At 40.4% G+C, this 18,615-nt stretch carries 14 protein-coding genes; 11 read left to right on the forward strand and 3 right to left on the reverse strand.

The genetic code is table 11. The features are described 5' to 3' along the window. The first annotated feature begins 84 nt into the window (after positions 1 to 84). From J8L98_RS01205 to J8L98_RS01215, 3 genes are all read left to right on the forward strand, one after another. Positions 85 to 1,893 (forward strand): DUF885 domain-containing protein, encoded by a 1,809-nt coding sequence (locus J8L98_RS01205; protein ID WP_210994915.1) that lies wholly within the window; start codon positions 85 to 87, stop codon positions 1,891 to 1,893. 113 nt (positions 1,894 to 2,006) lie between these two features. Next, complete coding sequence (locus J8L98_RS01210) at positions 2,007 to 2,507, forward strand: YcgN family cysteine cluster protein (protein WP_210994916.1); 501 nt, start codon at positions 2,007 to 2,009, stop codon at positions 2,505 to 2,507. Between the two features lie 65 nt (positions 2,508 to 2,572). Continuing rightward, on the forward strand, positions 2,573 to 3,889 hold the full coding sequence (locus J8L98_RS01215; RefSeq protein WP_210994917.1) for a leucine-rich repeat-containing protein kinase family protein: 1,317 nt from the start codon (positions 2,573 to 2,575) through the stop codon (positions 3,887 to 3,889). A 152-nt stretch (positions 3,890 to 4,041) separates the two neighbouring features. Here the strand turns inward: J8L98_RS01215 and J8L98_RS01220 are convergent, their stop codons facing one another. The 3 genes from J8L98_RS01220 to J8L98_RS01230 form a co-directional block, all read right to left on the reverse strand. After that, on the reverse strand, positions 4,042 to 6,210 hold the full coding sequence (locus tag J8L98_RS01220) for a tetratricopeptide repeat-containing sensor histidine kinase (RefSeq protein WP_210994918.1): 2,169 nt from the start codon (positions 6,208 to 6,210) through the stop codon (positions 4,042 to 4,044). Positions 6,211 to 6,346: 136 nt separating this feature from the next. Next, positions 6,347 to 7,291, reverse strand: a complete 945-nt coding sequence (locus tag J8L98_RS01225; RefSeq protein ID WP_210994919.1) for a carbohydrate kinase — start codon at positions 7,289 to 7,291, stop codon at positions 6,347 to 6,349. Then, positions 7,291 to 8,481, reverse strand: coding sequence for an AGE family epimerase/isomerase (locus J8L98_RS01230; RefSeq protein ID WP_210994920.1), 1,191 nt, complete (start codon positions 8,479 to 8,481; stop codon positions 7,291 to 7,293). The genes J8L98_RS01225 and J8L98_RS01230 overlap by 1 nt, the downstream gene beginning before the upstream one ends. A gap of 134 nt (positions 8,482 to 8,615) precedes the next feature. Between J8L98_RS01230 and J8L98_RS01235 the strand changes: the two genes are divergently transcribed. From J8L98_RS01235 to J8L98_RS01270, 8 genes are all read left to right on the forward strand, one after another. Beyond that, the gene (locus tag J8L98_RS01235; RefSeq protein WP_210994921.1) at positions 8,616 to 9,884 is read left to right on the forward strand and encodes a sugar MFS transporter; all 1,269 of its coding nucleotides are present in this window, start codon (positions 8,616 to 8,618) and stop codon (positions 9,882 to 9,884) included. Positions 9,885 to 10,041: 157 nt separating this feature from the next. Then, on the forward strand, positions 10,042 to 12,393 hold the full coding sequence (locus J8L98_RS01240) for a GH92 family glycosyl hydrolase (protein ID WP_210994922.1): 2,352 nt from the start codon (positions 10,042 to 10,044) through the stop codon (positions 12,391 to 12,393). Beyond that, positions 12,393 to 13,157 carry a basic secretory protein-like protein gene (locus J8L98_RS01245; protein ID WP_210994923.1) on the forward strand — a complete coding sequence of 255 codons (765 nt, stop codon included), beginning with the start codon at positions 12,393 to 12,395 and terminating at the stop codon, positions 13,155 to 13,157. The genes J8L98_RS01240 and J8L98_RS01245 overlap by 1 nt, the downstream gene beginning before the upstream one ends. Positions 13,158 to 13,413: 256 nt before the next feature. Continuing rightward, positions 13,414 to 15,303: a methyl-accepting chemotaxis protein gene (locus J8L98_RS01250; protein WP_210994924.1), complete on the forward strand. Its 1,890-nt coding sequence runs from the start codon at positions 13,414 to 13,416 to the stop codon at positions 15,301 to 15,303. Between the two features lie 216 nt (positions 15,304 to 15,519). Beyond that, positions 15,520 to 16,272, forward strand: a complete 753-nt coding sequence (locus tag J8L98_RS01255) for a DUF3450 domain-containing protein (protein WP_210994925.1) — start codon at positions 15,520 to 15,522, stop codon at positions 16,270 to 16,272. 9 nt (positions 16,273 to 16,281) lie between these two features. Further along, complete coding sequence (locus tag J8L98_RS01260; protein ID WP_210994926.1) at positions 16,282 to 17,649, forward strand: MotA/TolQ/ExbB proton channel family protein; 1,368 nt, start codon at positions 16,282 to 16,284, stop codon at positions 17,647 to 17,649. A 2-nt stretch (positions 17,650 to 17,651) separates the two neighbouring features. Next, positions 17,652 to 18,179: a MotA/TolQ/ExbB proton channel family protein gene (locus J8L98_RS01265; RefSeq protein ID WP_210994927.1), complete on the forward strand. Its 528-nt coding sequence runs from the start codon at positions 17,652 to 17,654 to the stop codon at positions 18,177 to 18,179. A 23-nt stretch (positions 18,180 to 18,202) separates the two neighbouring features. Then, on the forward strand, positions 18,203 to 18,613 hold the full coding sequence (locus tag J8L98_RS01270) for a biopolymer transporter ExbD (protein ID WP_192509289.1): 411 nt from the start codon (positions 18,203 to 18,205) through the stop codon (positions 18,611 to 18,613). Positions 18,614 to 18,615 lie beyond the last annotated feature (2 nt).

The raw sequence follows: 18,615 nt of genomic DNA on the forward strand, positions 1-18,615 counted from the left end.
CTGAATTCCGATAAGTTATGGTTTAGTTAGATGTTCTCTGTCAGAATCGGACACTTCTAATAAAGTGATAAGGTAATGATAGTAATGTTTAAAAACGTTTCAATTGCAATAACTATTGGACTTATGGCAAGCGGTTGCCAGTTACTTGAGTCTAGTAACTCAATAGAAAGCACAACTAAAATTCAAAAGCTTCGCTCTGCAAATGAGAGTATGGCATTGATTGCCAAAAGTTACTTTGATGAATCAATATCACTAAGACCTGTAAGCGGCACATTTATTGGCTATACCCAATACAATGGTCAGTTTAATAAGCCGAGTACGGAAGATACTCGACAAGCATATATCGAGTTCTTAAAAAAATATCAGGCACAATTGTCAATGATTGACAAGAGCCAGTTATCTGGGCAAAGCCTGCTGAGTTATGATGTATTGTCACGTGATTTGGCCTTTTCACTAAGGGGAACTGAATTTCCTTCTTATATGATGCCAATTAATCAAATGACGGGCGCGCACAATACGTTTGCGAGTTTAGGTTCAGGTGCCAGCGCGCAGCCTTTTAATACAGTCAGTGATTATATGAATTTTCTTTCGAGAGCTGAACAGTATTTTATTTGGCTTGATGGCATCGTTGATAATATGCGGTTAGGTATTAAAAATGATGTTGTATTACCGCAAGTATTAAGTGAAAAGCTGTTACCGCAATTTAAAGCTCATATTGTTGATAAAGCTGAAGATTCGATCTTTTGGAAGCCGATTTCTCAGATGCCTGATACATTTTCAGAAGAACAAATTCGTCAGTTACAATCAAATTATCGAATTATGATTGAGCGATCACTTATACCTGCGTACACCAAAATGGCTCGCTTTTTAGAAGAAGAGTATATACCGAATAGTCGCAGCTCTGTTGGGATAAGCGCTATACCAAATGGCAATGCATGGTATGAGTATCAAATAGAACAGCATACAACACTCTCCTTGACTGCCGATGAAATACACCAAACGGGTCTAAATGAAGTTCAACGAATTCGTAATGAAATGAACTGGGTTAAAGAGCAAGTACAGTTTCAGGGAGATTTGCAGGCATTTTTTATTCATTTAAGGGAGAGTGACGAATTTTACTTTGATTCTTCGCAAGACTTAATCGCAGCTTATGAAGATGCGAAACGTAGAATTGACGCCAAAGTTCCCTTGTTATTTGATGTACAGCCTAAAGCAGATTATGTCGTAAAAGCTGTTGAAGCATATAGAGCACAATCAGCCGCTGGCGCTTCATACGCAAGCCCTGCTCCTGATGGCTCCCGACCAGGTGTCTTTTATATAAATACACACAACTTAAAGGCACAACCTAAGTTTTTAGTTGAAACATTGTCAATTCATGAAGCCGCACCAGGGCATCATTTTCAAATTGCCTTACAACAAGAGATCAAAGACTTACCGTTATTTAGAAAGTTTGGGGGATATACTGTTTTTTCTGAAGGGTGGGCATTATATGCTGAAAGCTTAGGGAAAGAACTCGGGTTATTTACTGATCCTTTAATGTGGTATGGCCGGTTAGTTGATGAACAATTAAGAGCGATGCGCTTAGTTGTTGATACCGGCTTACATGCCAAAAAATGGACCCGTGAACAAGCAATCGAATTTATGATTAATAACTCATCGATGGCAAAAAGTGATGTTATTGCAGAAGTGGAGCGTTATATCGCGTGGCCTGGCCAAGCTGTATCCTATAAAATAGGGCAGTTTAAAATTCAAGAGCTTAGAGCGCACGCTCAGAAAGAATTAGGTGAACAGTTTGATATTAAAGCATTTCATCGTCAGCTATTGATCGATGGTGCATTGCCTATGGTGTTGCTTGAGAAAAAAATCAAGGCATGGGTTACGAGTCAAAAATAGCAACTAGGTAATTAAAAAGCAAAAGCTTAAAAATATTATTTTGAGTTTTTGCTTAAACAGCATATCTTGCGTAAAATCGGGGCTTGGGGCAATCAGAAGTAGTATTTGTACACGTGAATAAAAAACCGTTTTGGCTTTCAATAGGCCTTGAAGATATGACGCAGCAGCAATGGGAATCTATCTGTGATGGATGTGGAAAATGCTGTTTACATTCGTTTATTGATAGTGATGAAGATGACGAATTTGAAAGCACTGACTTTCTAAGAGAAGGTGAAGAGCTTATTTATACAAGCTTAGTGTGCCAGTATATTGATGAAGATACCTGTGGCTGCACACGTTATGAACAAAGACATCAGCTTGTGCCATCTTGCGTCAAGTTGACAAAGGAAAACCTGAAAGACATATTTTTTATGCCTCAAAGTTGTAGTTATCGTCGACTGTATGAGGGGCGAGGCCTCGCAAGTTGGCATCCTCTGCTTAATGATGGGGATAAAACCCAAATGCATCAAGCTGGGATCAGCGCCAAAGGCAGAATCACTAAGGACAATACCGTGGACATTGAATCAGACTTTGAAGATTACATTTCGGATTGGCCAAAATTTGATTGTGATTAGGTTTACTTTACTTCACTAAATTAGCTCGATATAACTAATAATTTAATAAAAAAGAACATAGACTCATGCCTTCAGAACAGTACAGTTTAAAAGAATTAAAAAACAACGAAATTGGACCCGTGAAACGACTGAAAATAGTGGAAGATTTAACTGAATTTCCACATGAGATCTTAGACTTAAAAGCGTCTTTAGAGATACTTGATCTATCAAATAATGCATTATCATCACTGCCACCTGAATTTAAGCAGTTAGATAATTTGAAAATCGTTTTTTTGTCAAATAATAAATTCACAGAGCTACCAGAGGTACTTGGGCAGTGTAAAAACCTTGAGATGATCGCGTTCAAAGGGAATAAAATTTCGAAAGTAGCAGAATATAGTTTACCTCCTAGCGTACGTTGGTTAATTTTGACAGACAACGAAATAACTGAATTACCCGATTCGATGGGGCAGCTGACACAGCTTAGGAAGCTGGCTTTGGCTGGAAACCGCTTGACGAAGTTACCTGCTAAAATGGCGAATTGTAACGAGTTAGAACTGGTTCGTTTATCAGCAAATAAGTTAAATACCTTGCCCAATTGGCTATTTAACTTACCTAAACTTGCTTGGCTCGCATTTTCGGGTAACCCGGTTTGTGGGCCTCGAAGTGAAGCACTTACTTTATTTCCTAAAAACAAACTGGCAGAATTCGAGCTTAAAGAAAAGTTAGGTGAAGGTGCGTCGGGCGAAATCTTTTTAGCTAAACCTCAGGTGGAAGGTAACAGCACCGTAGCAATAAAATTGTTTAAAGGCGATATTACCAGTGATGGTTACCCTCAAGATGAATTAGATTGCTGCTTGAATGCCGGGGTACATTCGAATCTTGTTAAAACGTTAGCGCAAATTAACGCAGTACCTTCACTTGGTATGGTTATGGAATTAATCCCTTCCTCATATCGGAACCTTGGGCTCCCCCCGAGTTTAAGTTCTTGTACGAGAGATACATTTACTTCAGAAACAGCACACCATATTAATAACATATATAAATTAGCACAACAAATGGCGTCGGTCTTAGCGCATTTACATGAGAATAACGTGAGTCATGGAGATATTTATGCGCATAATTCTCTCATAAACGGTCAGTATCACTTATTGTTTGGTGATTTTGGTGCTGCGAGCCAGTTACACCATTTAAGTGAGTACCAACGAGATGCAGTGCAAGCAATAGAGGTAAGAGCATTTGGATATTTTGTTGAGGATTTACTACAGGTTTGTAGCGATAGCGATGAAAAGTACAAAGAGACTTATTTAAAGTTGGCGAAAATCGTTGCGTCATGTACTTCAAATGTGTTGAAAGACAGACCAAAATTTTTAGATCTAGTGGGTATTTTGGGTTCAGAATAACAGTTGGTATTTGATAAAAAGCGATGATTTTTTAGAGAATAAACTTTGATAGTCGCTTGCTATACAGACCGTAATCTATGCAAATACACTAAGTATTCGTCCTATTAGTCTCTAACTGGATAAAAGCGATATAGTGCTATCAATAAAAGTGTTTATGGCGTGTGGGGTAGACTGATTGTTATTTTGACCCCTCCCATAGAGCTTTGTTCTGCGCTAATGTCACCTTTGTGAAGAGCGACAATTTGTTTGACTATCGCCAATCCGATCCCGTGACCTGAAGTGTTGGTAGTCGCTAAGTTAGGTGCTCTATAGAGGTGGTCAAAAATATGAGGTAAATGTTGTTTACTGATTGTAGGTGCAGAGTCTTCAACAATTAACTCGAATGATTTTTTAGTTACATTCAGCTTTACCGCAATAGTGCCGGGTTGATGGGTATATTTAATGGCGTTATTGAGTAAGTTAGAAATAACCTGACGGATCCGTACAGGGTCAATGTATACTGCGTCAATATTACCTAAATTAGTGAAACGATATTCGAATGTATGTTGCGTGATTAGCATAGGCAACTCAGATTCAAGTTGCGCTGAAAATTCAGACAAACACTGTTTTTCTAATGAAACTTTAAAGGTCGCTTCTTCAAGTAATGCAATACCAGCTAAGTCATTCACTAAACAGTTGATGTCACCCAATTTATTATCAAGCCGCTCTAAGTTTTCATCATCTCTTGGAGAGATATTATATTGCATGGCTTCTAGTTGCAGTTTCGCAGCGGTGATAGGGGTGCTTAAGTCATGAGCGATTTGAGAAAATAATTTGTTTCTTTGTAAAAGAATTTGGTCTAAATAGGCGTTTTTTTGGCTGAGTAATGTTTTGTTACTGTGACTTCGCAAAAAGAAAATGACAAAAATCATACTGATTAGAACCAGTGCTAGCAATATCATCAGCGCATGATTCTGAGAGCTCGTTAGCTTAGCTTGTGTGCTAGAGTGAGCTAATTGACTATTTTTGATTAAGATGTCTTTATTTAAAGACTCTAACGAGTTTTGTACATAAGCCAATTCTTTATCAAGGTTTGTACTTGCATATTGCTTTTCGAGCTCCGAGAGCTGTTTTTGCCATTGATACGCGGTTATGTAGTTATGCTCTTTCGCTGATAATTCACTTAACATTTTAACCACAGCAATTTGGGTCAGGTTGAAATCATGCTTTTTTGCTTGTTTTAATACCTGTTTGGCTAGGTGCTTTGCCTGTTGTGTATTATCAAGTAAATAATGTATGCGACTTAGTTGCAGTAAACTTCTATTTTTAAGGTGGTAGTCACCTTCGGCTTTATTTGCAATGTTGACAACATCAGTTTGAAGTTTGAGTGCATCTTTTAACTTATTTTGTGCGGTGAGTATGAGTGATAAATTATGCTGTGCCCACGCGACATTGCGCTCACTTTTACTTGCTTTAAATGCATCTATTGCTTTTAAAGCATAGCGTTTCGCTGTGTCTTGATCACCTAATTTGTGGATGTTGAAACTGAGTTGGGTCAGGCTATGCCCCATGTGAGAAAAATCCCCTGATTTTTTGTCTATTTCATACGTTTGTTTAAAGTAATTTACCGCTTTTTCATATTGGCCGATGTCAGAATACGATACGGCTATAGCATATAGGGTACCGGCCTTTTCATTGTCATTTAGCTCAAGTGACGTTTCAATTTCGAATTTCTTTAGCTTATACGTGAGCGCCAACTTTATCTGATCGACTTGCTCAAGTAATCTTGCAATACTGTGATATAGCTCTGGGAGTAAATCAGGGGTGAGTTGTGCTTCAAAATTACTTAGATGGTGGTTTATTAAATTTATTCCCTCGTAATAGCGACCAGTGTTGTGGTACAAATTCGCTATATCGTTAATTGCTTTGGTATGAAGAGCAAAATCGGCTGATTTTTTGACCGTGATGAGTGCATTGTTAAAGTGGGTTTCGCTAGCTGCATAACGGTGGTTGTTGTAGAGTATCTTACCCAATGCAAGTCTTGTCTTTGCATGCTGCAAGGTATTTTCTTGTGACTGTAACAGCATTTGCTCAAGAATGCGTAGTGCTTGATTCCCTTGCCCTGTGTTGTCCAGCGATTTAGCCAACAATATAGTAAAGTCAACTTTCAGCTCTAAGTTCTTGGACTCGCTAATATGTGTATTTATCGAATTTAGAAATTCAATGCGATCAAGGTGATTATGCAAGGTGTGGGCGTGGAGTAACTGCGTACTAAGCGTACTCTGTTCTATGGCTAAGCTTGCATTTACCCAAAACAATAAACAGAATATAACCCTTGCCAAATTTGAAACTCATTAATCGTCGATAGACAAGTTAGAATATATTAAATTCAGCTGTGTGGCTAGAAAACAAGGGGCTCAGTTAGAAATAGGTCGAAGCTAACTCTTAGTTGAGTTAGCTTAATTACGCTGTGCGTGTTTATGTTTTAATATCGTCCCGTGACGGCAAGGCTGAAAATGCGCCTTTTCGAGTCACTGCAAATGCGCCACAACGGCTTGCATGCTTGATAAATTGCGCTAATAACTTAGGGTCGGTAATAGCCGTTTTATGCTCGCGTTTAGCCATAAGTTGCGCAATAAGCCCACCCATAAAAGCATCACCGGCTGCTGTTGTGTCAATTGCTTGCACGGCGGGTGGTGTCACTCGGCCATGTCCATTTTTAGTGAAATACTGAATGTCGTTGCTACCATCTGTGATAATAAGGCACTTTACATTTGCTTTCATGATAGCATCAATTGTGGTGGTTTTTGGATGGCCTGCATGACTATGCTGATTTAAAAACTCAAGCTCCTCGCTTGCTAGTTTCACAACATCACTCAATGAAATAACATGCCATAGACGCTCGATAGTATGATTTAAAGACGACCACAGGTTGACTCGCAAGTTCATATCGAAACTGGTCGTTAAGCCATGCTTTTTGGCTTGAGTAAGGGCATAGATCGTTGATTTATATATATTTGACTCTGTTAAACTATTACTGCAAACATGTATTAACTTATGCTCATGAAACATCTCAGGATTAAAATCATCGATTCTAAATAATAAATCTGCTGCGGGCGGACGATAGAAATTAAAGCTACGCTCACCATGTTGATCTAAAGAGACAAAGGCGAGGGCGGTCTTGGCTTTATCAGTAAATAAACAATATTTAGTATTTACTTGATGGGATTGTAATTCTTGGTTAAGGAATTCCCCAAACATGTCATTACCTAACATGCCACAAAAGCTTGTACTAATGCCTTGTTTTGCAACGGCTACTGCTACGTTTGCCGGAGCACCACCTGCGAACTTGGTAAATGACTCAGGGGTTTGACCGTTAGACAAAAAATCGATAAGGGCTTCCCCAAAACATACAACACTCATTATACTTGCTCTTTTAATGTATAGGCGCGTAAGACCTCATAACAGGCCCCCATAGTATGATAGTCCGTTTTTCCAGCAGGACTTTTTTCATCGCTATATGCGCGGTTATCTTGCGTTAAGATACGATACCATGCACCATGAGTATGGTCGATCATATGTTCCCAGCTGTATTGCCAAATTTTGTCGTACCATTGCCAATACTTATTCTCACCTGTTTCTAAAGCTAACAGGGCAGCGGCTGAAAAGCTCTCTGCTTGTACCCAGAAATACTTGTCTCCATCACAAACGCTATTATCAGGGGCAAAACCGTAACAGATTCCGCCATGCTCCTTATCCCAGGCATGCTCTAAAGCTGAATCAAACAATGATTTTGCTGTCGAAACCATCCAAGGCTCACTTTTATGGCGGTGCAAGATCAGTAATAGCTTGGTCCATTCTGTTTGGTGACCTGGCTGAAACCCCCAAGGTCTAAATAGATGTTTTGGATCGTCTTTGTTGTAGTTCCAGTCGATTTGCCAGTTTGCATTGTAATGTTCCCAGACGAGGCCATTGGCTAGTGCGGCTTTTTCGACCGTCATTGTGTATGCAAGGTCATAGGCGCGAGTTAAAAACTTGTTATTATTTGTGGCTTCAAAGCACATAAGTAACGCTTCGCACATATGCATATTAGCATTTTGTCCACGATAAGGGTCAGCATTGTGAAAAGCACCATCGTATTCGTCGAGGTACAATTTGTGTTCTGGCAAAAAGTATTTTTCTTCAAGCAGCTGCCATACGCGCTCGATTGTTGTGAGTGCACTATTTAAACCCGCTTTAAGTGCGACCGCATTAGCCAATAAAACAAATGCTAATCCATAACAATGGTTGGTCGTATCTTTGGCTACGCCGTGCTCAATCAACCAGGCATAACCTCCATTACTTTGCTTGTGAATGTCCTCTAAATACGCTATTCCTCTAACTATTTGTTCGAAGTAACACTCATTTGGCTGGTCTATGTGAGCCATTGCATAATTAAATACGAAACGTGTGCTCGATACCAAGTGACGCGTGTGTTTGTCATACACATGACCATCGTCATTAAAGAATTGATAAAACCCACCTTGCTGGTCAATACAATTTGGGTGATAGAATTTCATGGTAGTATTGATGTGCTCACGCAAAAAATCGGCACTTCTAAAGTCTTGTGGCATCCGGCGCTCCAAAAATATAATGATAATTCACTTTATCATTATTTAAAAAAATATGGAACGATCCAATAAAACATTTGTGATTTTCTTGTAACAGTGTGTAGAATCTGGCTATCCCTTTTAATGGAGTATCTCTTGTGAGTGAAATTAATACTAACCAAAGCTTTATCGCTGGTGGAAGCGCACAAAACCAAAACTATGCGTTGCCTTTAACCGCTATGACGACCTTATTTTTTCTATGGGGTTTTATTACGGTTTTAAATGATGTGCTTATACCGCGTCTAAAAGATGTATTTGACCTTAGTTACACAGAAGCGATGATGATTCAATTTTGTTTCTTCAGTGCATATTTCATCGTTTCATTGCCTGCTGGTATGTTAGTAAAGCGGTTTGGTTATAAAAATGGCGTGTTGAGCGGCCTTATTGTCGCATCAATAGGGTGTTTATTGTTTTACCCCGCTGTTGTGGTGCACGAATATTGGCTCTTTTTAAGTGCGTTATTTGTGTTAGCTGCTGGGATCACTGTTTTGCAAGTGTCTGCGAACCCATATGTCGCGGCACTTGGACCAGAAAAAACGGCTTCGAGTAGGCTCAATCTCGCACAGGCACTTAATTCATTAGGTACAACAATAGGGCCAGCAGTTGGTGGGTTTTTGTTATTTGGTGGGGCCGGTGCATTGGCCGCTGAAGCGGGTGCGGACGCAGTTAAAGTGCCGTATTTAATGTTAGCAGCTGCGCTATTGACTATCGCAGTTGTGTTTGCCTTTTTGAAATTACCAGAGATCACCGCTCATACTGAAGAACAAGACTGTAAAGTGAAAGAGCATAACTTGTTAGAAGCCCCCCACTTAGTGATGGGTGTCGTTGCGATCTTTTGTTATGTGGGTGCTGAAGTCGCAATTGGTAGCTTTTTAGTGAATTATTTTTCTGAAGGGCACATTGCAGGTCTTGCTGAGCATGAGGCAGCTAAATACATCAGTTATTATTGGGGCGGGGCAATGATTGGTCGCTTTATCGGTTCTGCTGCCTTACAAAAGGTTGCTCCTTCTAAAGCATTGTTATTTAATACGATATGTATTGTCATTTTGCTCGCTGTGACGATATTAACGGATGGTACTGTTGCTATGTGGTCTGTACTTGCCATCGGCTTATTCAACTCTATTATGTTTCCGACGATATTTTCAATTGCGATTGAAGGGCTAGGATCGTTAACAAGTAAAGGCTCAGGTTGGTTATGCTTAGCGATAGTTGGTGGTGCAATCGTACCGTTACTGCAAGGTTTATTTGCGGACTTTGTTAACATCCAGCTTAGCTTTATTATCCCTGCGATATGTTATGTTTATATTGCTTGGTATGCCATTAACGTGGTTAAATTATCAGAACGCTGGACGCGTAAGGTAAGCTAAGATCACTGACTTATCGTGATCAGGCAAGCATTCGCTTGCCTTTTTTATATCTGTTAACAAAATTCTATCGCAATTGTATTGAATACGTATTCATAATCGGTGTAGTATAAATTACCTTGGAACGATCCAAAGAAGTTTAATAATAAAGGAGAGGCAGATGCAACGCTCAGTATGGGCTTTCGCAATCGCAGTTACTGCAACAAGTGCGTTAGCAAATTCAAAAGATACGAGTAATACCCAATGGGTCGATACATTTATCGGTACTGGTGGCGATGGTCACACATTTCCAGGTGCCGTGGTACCTTTTGGGATGGTGCAACTGAGCCCTGATACAGATAACCCGATGCGCGGCGAGTCTCAACAGTCAGAGATTTATAAACGCTGTGCTGGCTATCATTATGATGACCATACTATTACTGGTTTTTCCCATACCCATTTTTCAGGCACGGGTCACTCTGATTTAGGTGACTTATTGGTTATGCCGATGACGGGCGATATTAAAACTTCGGCGGGGACAGCCAGTCACCCTGAACAAGGTTATCGTTCGCGATTTAGTCATGATAAAGAATGGTCAGAACCAGGATATTACGGTGTTGAGCTGCTTGATTATGATGTCACGGCAGAAGTTACGGCGACCACGCGTGTCGGTATGCATAAGTATACGTTTAATAGCGCTGACAAAGGTCATGTTATGTTTGATCTAACCGCAGCAATTTACAATTTTAAGAATAAAGTGATTTGGAGCGATTTACGCAAAGTAGATGACCACACCTTGGTCGCTTATCGTGCTACTAATGGCTGGGCACGCAACCGCCAAATGTACTTTGCGATAGAATTTTCGAAGCCAATTAGCGAATATAAGTTTATTAATGAAGATAACAATCGTTATCGCTGTATGGGGTGTTTAGGCAAAGAAAAGCACTCAACCATCGAAAACCAAGCTGTTAAGCAAACAGCGGGAAAGGCTGTAAAATTTGTTGCATCATTTAATGATGTTAAAGGTGAACCACTTTACATTAAAGTAGGGTTATCCGCAGTGAGTCGTTCAAACGCACTGGAGAATCTAAAAGCTGAGATCCCTGACTGGGATTTTGACAAAACTCGCCAAGCAGCTAAGGCGCAATGGGCAGAGCATTTGGACAAAGTAGATGTTGAAGGAACTAAGGCACAAAAACGTCAATTTTACACCGCACTTTACCACACTCTACAAGCACCAAGTATTTATCAAGATGTGAATGGGCAGTATAGAGGTGTTGATGGTGAAATCCATGAAGGGAAAGGGTTTGAGCATTACACGTTATTTTCGCTGTGGGACACATATCGTGCATTACATCCTCTGCTTACATATATCGCGCCAGAGCGGGTATCGGGGATGATCCAGTCTATGTTAGTACATTACCAGCAAAGTTATGAAAAGATGCTACCTATTTGGTCATTCCATGCACATGAAACATGGACAATGATTGGTTACCATGCCGTATCTGTCATTGCTGATGCCTATTTGAAAGGAATACGAGATTTTGATACTGACTTAGCAGTTGAGGCCATATTAAGCACAGCAAACAATCCTGTTTATGACGCTATTCCCGAATATAAAAAGTTTGGTTATGTACCCATGGACGTATTACCCGAGTCTGTTTCGATTACGCTGGAGTATGCATATAATGATTATGCAATAGCACGTTTGTTTGAATCTATGGGTAAAACTGAATTATCAAAAGAGTACTTTGCACGTGCTATGAGTTACAAAAATGTGTTTAACCAAGAAACAGGTTATATGCGAGGCAGAGACAGTGCGGGTAAATGGAATCCAGACTTTAACCCATTTGAGGCTAAGTACATGGGGCCATTTACAGAAGGAAACTCAAAGCAATATAGCTTCTATGTACCACAAGATGTTGCTGGACTTATTGACTTAATGGGGGGAGATGAAAAGTTTGAGCAACGGCTAGATGCTTTGTTTGATACCCATTTGTCAGATGAGATGATCAAAGAACATGAGGATATTGCGGGCCTTATTGGTAATTATGCACATGGAAATGAGCCTAGCCACCATATTGCATATCTATATAACTATGCAGGTAAGCCATGGCGCACACAAGAGCGTATACGTCAGATAATGGATACATTGAGTTCAGATAAACCGGATGGCTTAGCTGGAAATGATGACGTCGGGCAAATGTCTGCTTGGTATATTTTCTCGGCGATGGGCTTTTACCCTGTATCACCGGGCGATTTAAGCTATGCAATTGGCGCACCGCAAGTTGAAAAGGTAACTTTGAAGCTGGCGGGAAATAAATCATTTACGACGTTTGCAAAAGGATTGAGTGAGCAAAATAAATATATCCAATCAGTGACGTTAAATGGTAAGGCGTTTACTCGGAATTACTTAACACATAACGATATTGTTGCCGGTGGCGAGCTACGCTATGTAATGGGGAACAAGCCTAATAAACAGTGGGGTAAGAATATAACAGCGCGTCCACCTGCTTTATCGGAGTATCAATAATGAAACATCGATTAAATATTATCGTCAGCGGATTTGCTTTATTGTTAAACACGAGCCTATTTGCGGCGGCGCCAAAAGAGGTTGAGTTATCTTTAAAGCCAGTAACCTATGTAGGCGATATTCATTGGCAGAAATTTTCTTTACCTAAAGTTACGTTGACACGCAAAACGAAAATAGCAAATACGCATTGGGATAGTTTGAATAGCACACTAATTCAACAAATTAGCTATAATGTCGCACGATTATTATACCGTGATGTAGCCAAAGCCCCAAAGTTACCAACGCTAAGTATAATACTCGAAGATATGAAGGGAGTGGCGTATAAAGAAGGTGACTTCAATGGCGCGGTAATTCATGTAAGTGCTCAATATTTTGCAACATTTGCGGCTAAAAATAGTGCGCAAGCCGTGTATGATGAATTAGTTGGGGTGCTCTATCATGAAATTGCGCATGCCTATCAGCTTGATGATCATAATTATCAAGAAATAGGTCCCGTGATTGAAGGCATTGCAGATGTAGTAAGAATGAAGGCCGGCTACGTTGATTTCTCACATCGCAAGCGTGGCGGGCAATACGATAGTGGTTACAAAACCACAGCTTTCTACCTGTATTGGCTAGAAAAAAACCATCAGCCGAACTTGTTGATTGACCTCAATGCTCAGCTTGATCCGCATGACAAAGTAAAATGGAGCTGGTCGTTATTTGCTGAAAAGACCGAAATATCACTCACTGAATCTTGGCAGAGATATCAAAACTCATTGTAAACAACTGTGATTTTGCTTACCCCTAGCAAGGACAAAAGTTGTGTTGTTGTACCAAAGGTGAGTTAGCTCACCTTTTTTATTTTGTATTTTTAATTATTTTATGCAGTACTAAATCAGTAATTTACTAAACTATCAAAAGGATTGTCCGATAAGTAAGAGACATATGCTCTCATTTTTGCTAATTATGGGTAGAGTGGGATATCAAGCTTACAGTTGATAGTAGTCCCTGCAATAAATACAAAAGAATAGGCTCAGGATGTTCAAATCGTTTAAGTTCACAAGTAAAGTCACAATCGCAGCATCATTGGTTCTTGTCATTGTACTGGGATTGTTTACCGTTAATAATTTTGTGTCGATGCGCACACAAACGCAAACTCAGTTAACCGCAGTCCTTCAAGAAATATCTCATTCAGTTTCCCAAAATATCGCCAACTGGCTAAATGATCGATTACAAGTTGTTGAGTCTGTCGCATTGGGTCATCGAGAGTCTGATAGTGAAGAGCAGGTTCTTAGGCGCTTGAAAACGGCCGATGTCGCAGGAGACTTTAAAAATGTCTATGTCGGAATGCCCAGTGGTAAATTTGTGTTAGATGATCCGAGTATTCAGCTTCCAGCAGATTATGACGCGACAACTCGGCCATGGTACAAATTAGCGCAGTCAAAACGCAGCACAGCATTTACTAACCCGTATATTGATGTCACAACAAATGAATTAACTATTTCAGCTGTGGTTCCCATGTATGATGGTAGCGCATTTGCAGGTGTTGCTGGTGGTGATATCGACATGGCAACGATTACTGAGATTATTACCGAAATTGACTTTTTAGGGTTTGGCTATGGTTTCTTACTAGATAATAACGGGCGTATTTTATCTCACCCTGATCCTGCATTTAACGACAAGCCAATGGCAGAGTTGTTTGGTAGTAACGTGCCATTAAATGAAGCATTTATTGAGCTCGAGATTGACGGCCAAGATAAACTGGTTTCTTTTATTGAAATGAAAGGAATCAAAAATGTTGATTGGTATTTGGGGGTCGTGATCAACAAAGAGATTGCTTACTCTTCAGTGTCGTCATTTAGAAATATGGCGGCTATTTATATGCTCTTGGGTGTGGTCGTTATTGTGGTCATGTTACAAGTGTTACTCAAATACTTGATGAAGCCGGTTGTTAATCTTAATGAAGCGATAAAAGACATTGCACAGGGTGAGGGCGACTTAACACGCCGACTGGTTGTAGAGAATGATGATGAGTTTGGTGAGCTGTCTAATTACTTTAATCTATTTATAGACAAGATCCATAACTCTATTGTGCAGGTGCGTGATACAACAGTGTCACTTGATGACTCAGTAAAAAGTTTGGTAGACCAAACCCAATCCACATTAAATATGTATGGCGATCAATCTAAACGTACTGACAATGTTGCTACGGCGATTAACGAACTATCTTCTAGTGCCGTTGAAATATCGAATAATGCAACCCATGCGTCGGAACTTGCCAGCGAGGCAAACCAGCTGAGTAACGATAGTCAAACAGCACTCAATGCAAACATTGCGGAAATAGCATCGCTCAGTGACAAAATGTCAAAAGCGCAGTCGACAGTCGATAGTTTAGATAAACACTCAGCGAGTATTGGCCAAGTACTTGAAGTGATTAAGAGTGTGAGTGAGCAAACTAACCTGCTTGCGCTCAATGCAGCGATAGAAGCTGCTAGAGCAGGAGAAGCAGGGAGAGGATTTGCTGTCGTTGCTGATGAAGTTCGGCAGTTGGCTCAAAGAACACAAGAGTCGACCCAAGAAATCGAAAATACCATTGTTGAGTTACAACAGGGCTCGGCATCAGCGGTTGCCGTGATGAATTCAAGCTTGGATGACTCCGCTAAAAGTGCGCTCCAAGCGACAGCGGCGGGTGATAAAATGGGGGAAGTAAGCCATGCGATTGAGTCCATTGATGGTGTAAATCATGCCGTTGCAAGTGCGACGGCTGAACAAAACTCGGTTATTCAATCACTTGATAGTGATATTCATCATATCAGTGACTTAAGTGTTCAAGGAGCAGAAAATTTAAATGGTACCTTGGCTGAATGTAAACAGTTACAACAGCAGTTTGATGAACTTGAAGAAATGGTATTGAAGTTCAAAGTATAAACAAAAAATTTAAGGAACCAGCAATTATTTGCTGGTTTTTTTTGCCTAATAAATACGTCCTCACTGTTCAGATTCCTTTAATAATACTGTACCTGAAAGGGTTGGTTTCTCTATTATGACAACTGTCATTTTTTTGTATTTTTATCGCAACACGTTTGTCATTAAACGACTTTAGACTGCTCGCAACTTAATTACTAGAAAACTAAGGTGTATGCGATGAAGTGCGTGAAACCCCTGCTACTTGCAACTGTATTTGCAACTACAGCAAGCGTTCAAGCGAATGACTTACAAAAAGTCATAGACAAGAGCAATGTGATCAATGATTCAGCTCAAACTACTCAAACAAAAATTGATTCTATTTCAGACTCAATGCAATCTCGTCTGCAAAAATTCAAGACGCTTAATAAAGAGATTGACGGGCTGACAGTTTATAACGCACAACTTGATAAGCAAATCGAAAACCAACTGAGTGAAATGGTTGCAATTAATGCCTCTATGGATCAGGTGTCGGTTATAGAGCGCCAAATTACACCTTTGATGTTAAGAATGATCACAGGTCTTGAGCAATTTGTCGCTCTTGATGTGCCATTTTTATCTGAAGAGCGCGCGGAGCGCGTTGAAACACTTAAAAAAATGATGGAACGAGCTGATGTGACATCGAGTGAAAAGTTTCGCCGTGTTGTTGAAGCTTACCAAGTTGAAGTGGATTACGGCCGAACAATCGAAGCTTATACCAGTCTACTAGACGTAAATGGTCAAGAGCGAGAAGTAGACTTCTTACGAATCGGTCGATTAGAGCTACTATATGTGACCAAAGATGGCTCTCATGCCGGCAGCTGGGATCAAAAAGCGCAGCAATTTGTTGCGGTTGATGATACAGCGATTAGTCAAATCAACAAAGGGCTGCGTATTGCTCGCAAACAACTAGCCCCTGATATGCTTACCCTACCTGTTCACGCGTCTAAATAGAGGTTCAAGATGAAATTTTTAAAGCAGTTTAGCCAAAAAGCCATCTTGGCAGCAACACTGGCACTATCAACAAGCGCATTGGCAGATCAAGCGTTGAACTTAGATTCGCTACTTAAAACGTTAGAACAAGGGCAAGTAGCTCAAACAACGCAAAACAAAGCGCGCGAAGCAGACTTTCGCGCGAAGCAAGACCAACAAGTGTCTATGCTAAATGCGCTTACAAATAAGCGTAACGGAGAGTTATCACGTTCAGAACGATTAGAAACATCATTTGAAGAAAATGAAATCAAGCTGCAAAACTTAACAGATACCTTGTCTAAGAGAATGGGCTCTTTAAAGGAGCTATTTGGTGTGTTGCAGCAAGTTGCGGGTGATTCAAGTAACAAATTTCAGACTTCTGTGGTTTCTGCACAAATCTCAGGTAGAAGTGCATTCATGGATGAAATGGCGAAAAAAATGGGTTCTTCATCACGCCTTGCATCTATCGAAGACATCGAAAAGGTGTGGTATGAATTGCAGCGGGAAATGACAGAGCAAGGTAAAGTATCTCGCTACAACAGTGAAGTGATTGTCGCTGGTGGAAGTAAGGTGACGAAAGAGGTGTTGAGAGTTGGTGCATTTAACTTAATTGCTGATGGAAAATACCTTACATATAACCCAGTAACAAACACAACATCAGAGCTTACGCGTCAGCCTGTTTCTCGATTCACAGAAACGGCTGCTGACTTGCAATCAGCAACGGCGGGTACGGTTGAGTTTGCGCTTGACCCGACAGGTGGCTCTATACTTGGTTTGCTAGTTCAAGCACCCAATACACAAGAGCAGGTTCATCAAGGTGGTGCGGTTGGTTACGTGATCCTTGGCGTTGGTGTACTTGCACTGCTGATTGCACTAGAGCGATTTTTCTCTTTGATGATTATGGGGGCAAAAATCCGTCGTCAACTTAAAGAAGATGTGGCACGAGATGACAACCCATTAGGTCGTGTTATGAAGGTAAAAGAACAATACCCGAATGTGGCTTATGACACCCTAGAGTTAAAATTGAGCGAAGCTATTTTGCGAGAAATGCCAAAAATTACACGTAATTTAACGCTCATTAAGATTATATCGGTTGTAGCACCTTTATTAGGCCTGTTAGGTACGGTGACCGGCATGATTAATACCTTCCAAGCAATTACTTTATTTGGTACAGGTGACCCTAAATTAATGGCTGGTGGTATTTCACAAGCACTTGTTACTACTGTACTAGGTCTTGTTGTGGCTATTCCAACGGTATTCTTATACACGCTGTTAAATACCCGTTCTCGTAACTTGCTACTGATATTACAAGAGCAAAGTGCAGGGATCATTGCTGAGCGTAGCGAAAAAGGAGCGTAATCGTGGTGCTATTGATTGAAGCAATCAATACGCTGCGAGAGTTTTTAGACACAGGTGGCCAAGTTCTCTTGGTCATCGGTCTAATAATCTTTGCGATGTGGTTGCTAATTTTAGAGCGGTTCATGTTTCTATTTGGACGGTATCGCACATACAAAAGAAGTGTTTTATCACTTTGGGAAAACAGGGCTGAGCGCAACAGCTGGAATGCAGAGCAAATACGCCAAGCTCAGATTTCACGGGTTGGCATTCAGTTAAATGCAAATTTATCTTATATCAACGTAATGGTCGCATTGTGTCCGCTTTTAGGTTTATTAGGTACGGTTACCGGCATGATAGAAGTGTTTGATGTGATGGCTATAACGGGTAGTGGTAGTGCTCGCTCAATGGCATCGGGTGTGTCTAAAGCAACGATCCCCACTATGGCTGGCATGGTTGGCGCATTATCAGGTGTTTTTGCATCGACGTATTTACAGCGCAAAGCAAAACGCGAAGTTGAGTTACTAGAAGATAAAATGTTACTTGACCATTAAGTGGTTAAGTATAGGAGGAAAATATGAGAGCCCCATTAGCAAAAGTGTTTCAAGAAGAAGAAGCCGAAGAAATTAATATGACCCCAATGTTAGATGTTGTATTTATCATGTTGATATTCTTCATCGTTACAGCATCATTCGTCAAAGAAGCAGGCATTGATGTAAATCGCCCAGAAGCGGCGACTGCAGTTAAAAAGCAGCGTGCAAATATTTTAGTTGCAATTTCCGATACTGGTGAGATTTGGATTAATAAACGACAAATTGATGTCCGCGCAGTTCAAGCGAACATTGAGCGTTTAAAAGCTGAAAACCCTCAAGGTAGTGTGGTTATTCAAGCCGATAAAAAGGCCACGACTGAAATGTTGATCAAAGTCATGGATGCGTCTCGTGCCGCTGGTGCCTTTGATGTATCAATTGCTGCACAGGAATCATAACT

Origin of the sequence: Pseudoalteromonas sp. MMG013 (assembly GCF_018100885.1) — a bacterium.
Lineage (GTDB): Bacteria > Pseudomonadota > Gammaproteobacteria > Enterobacterales > Alteromonadaceae > Pseudoalteromonas > Pseudoalteromonas aurantia.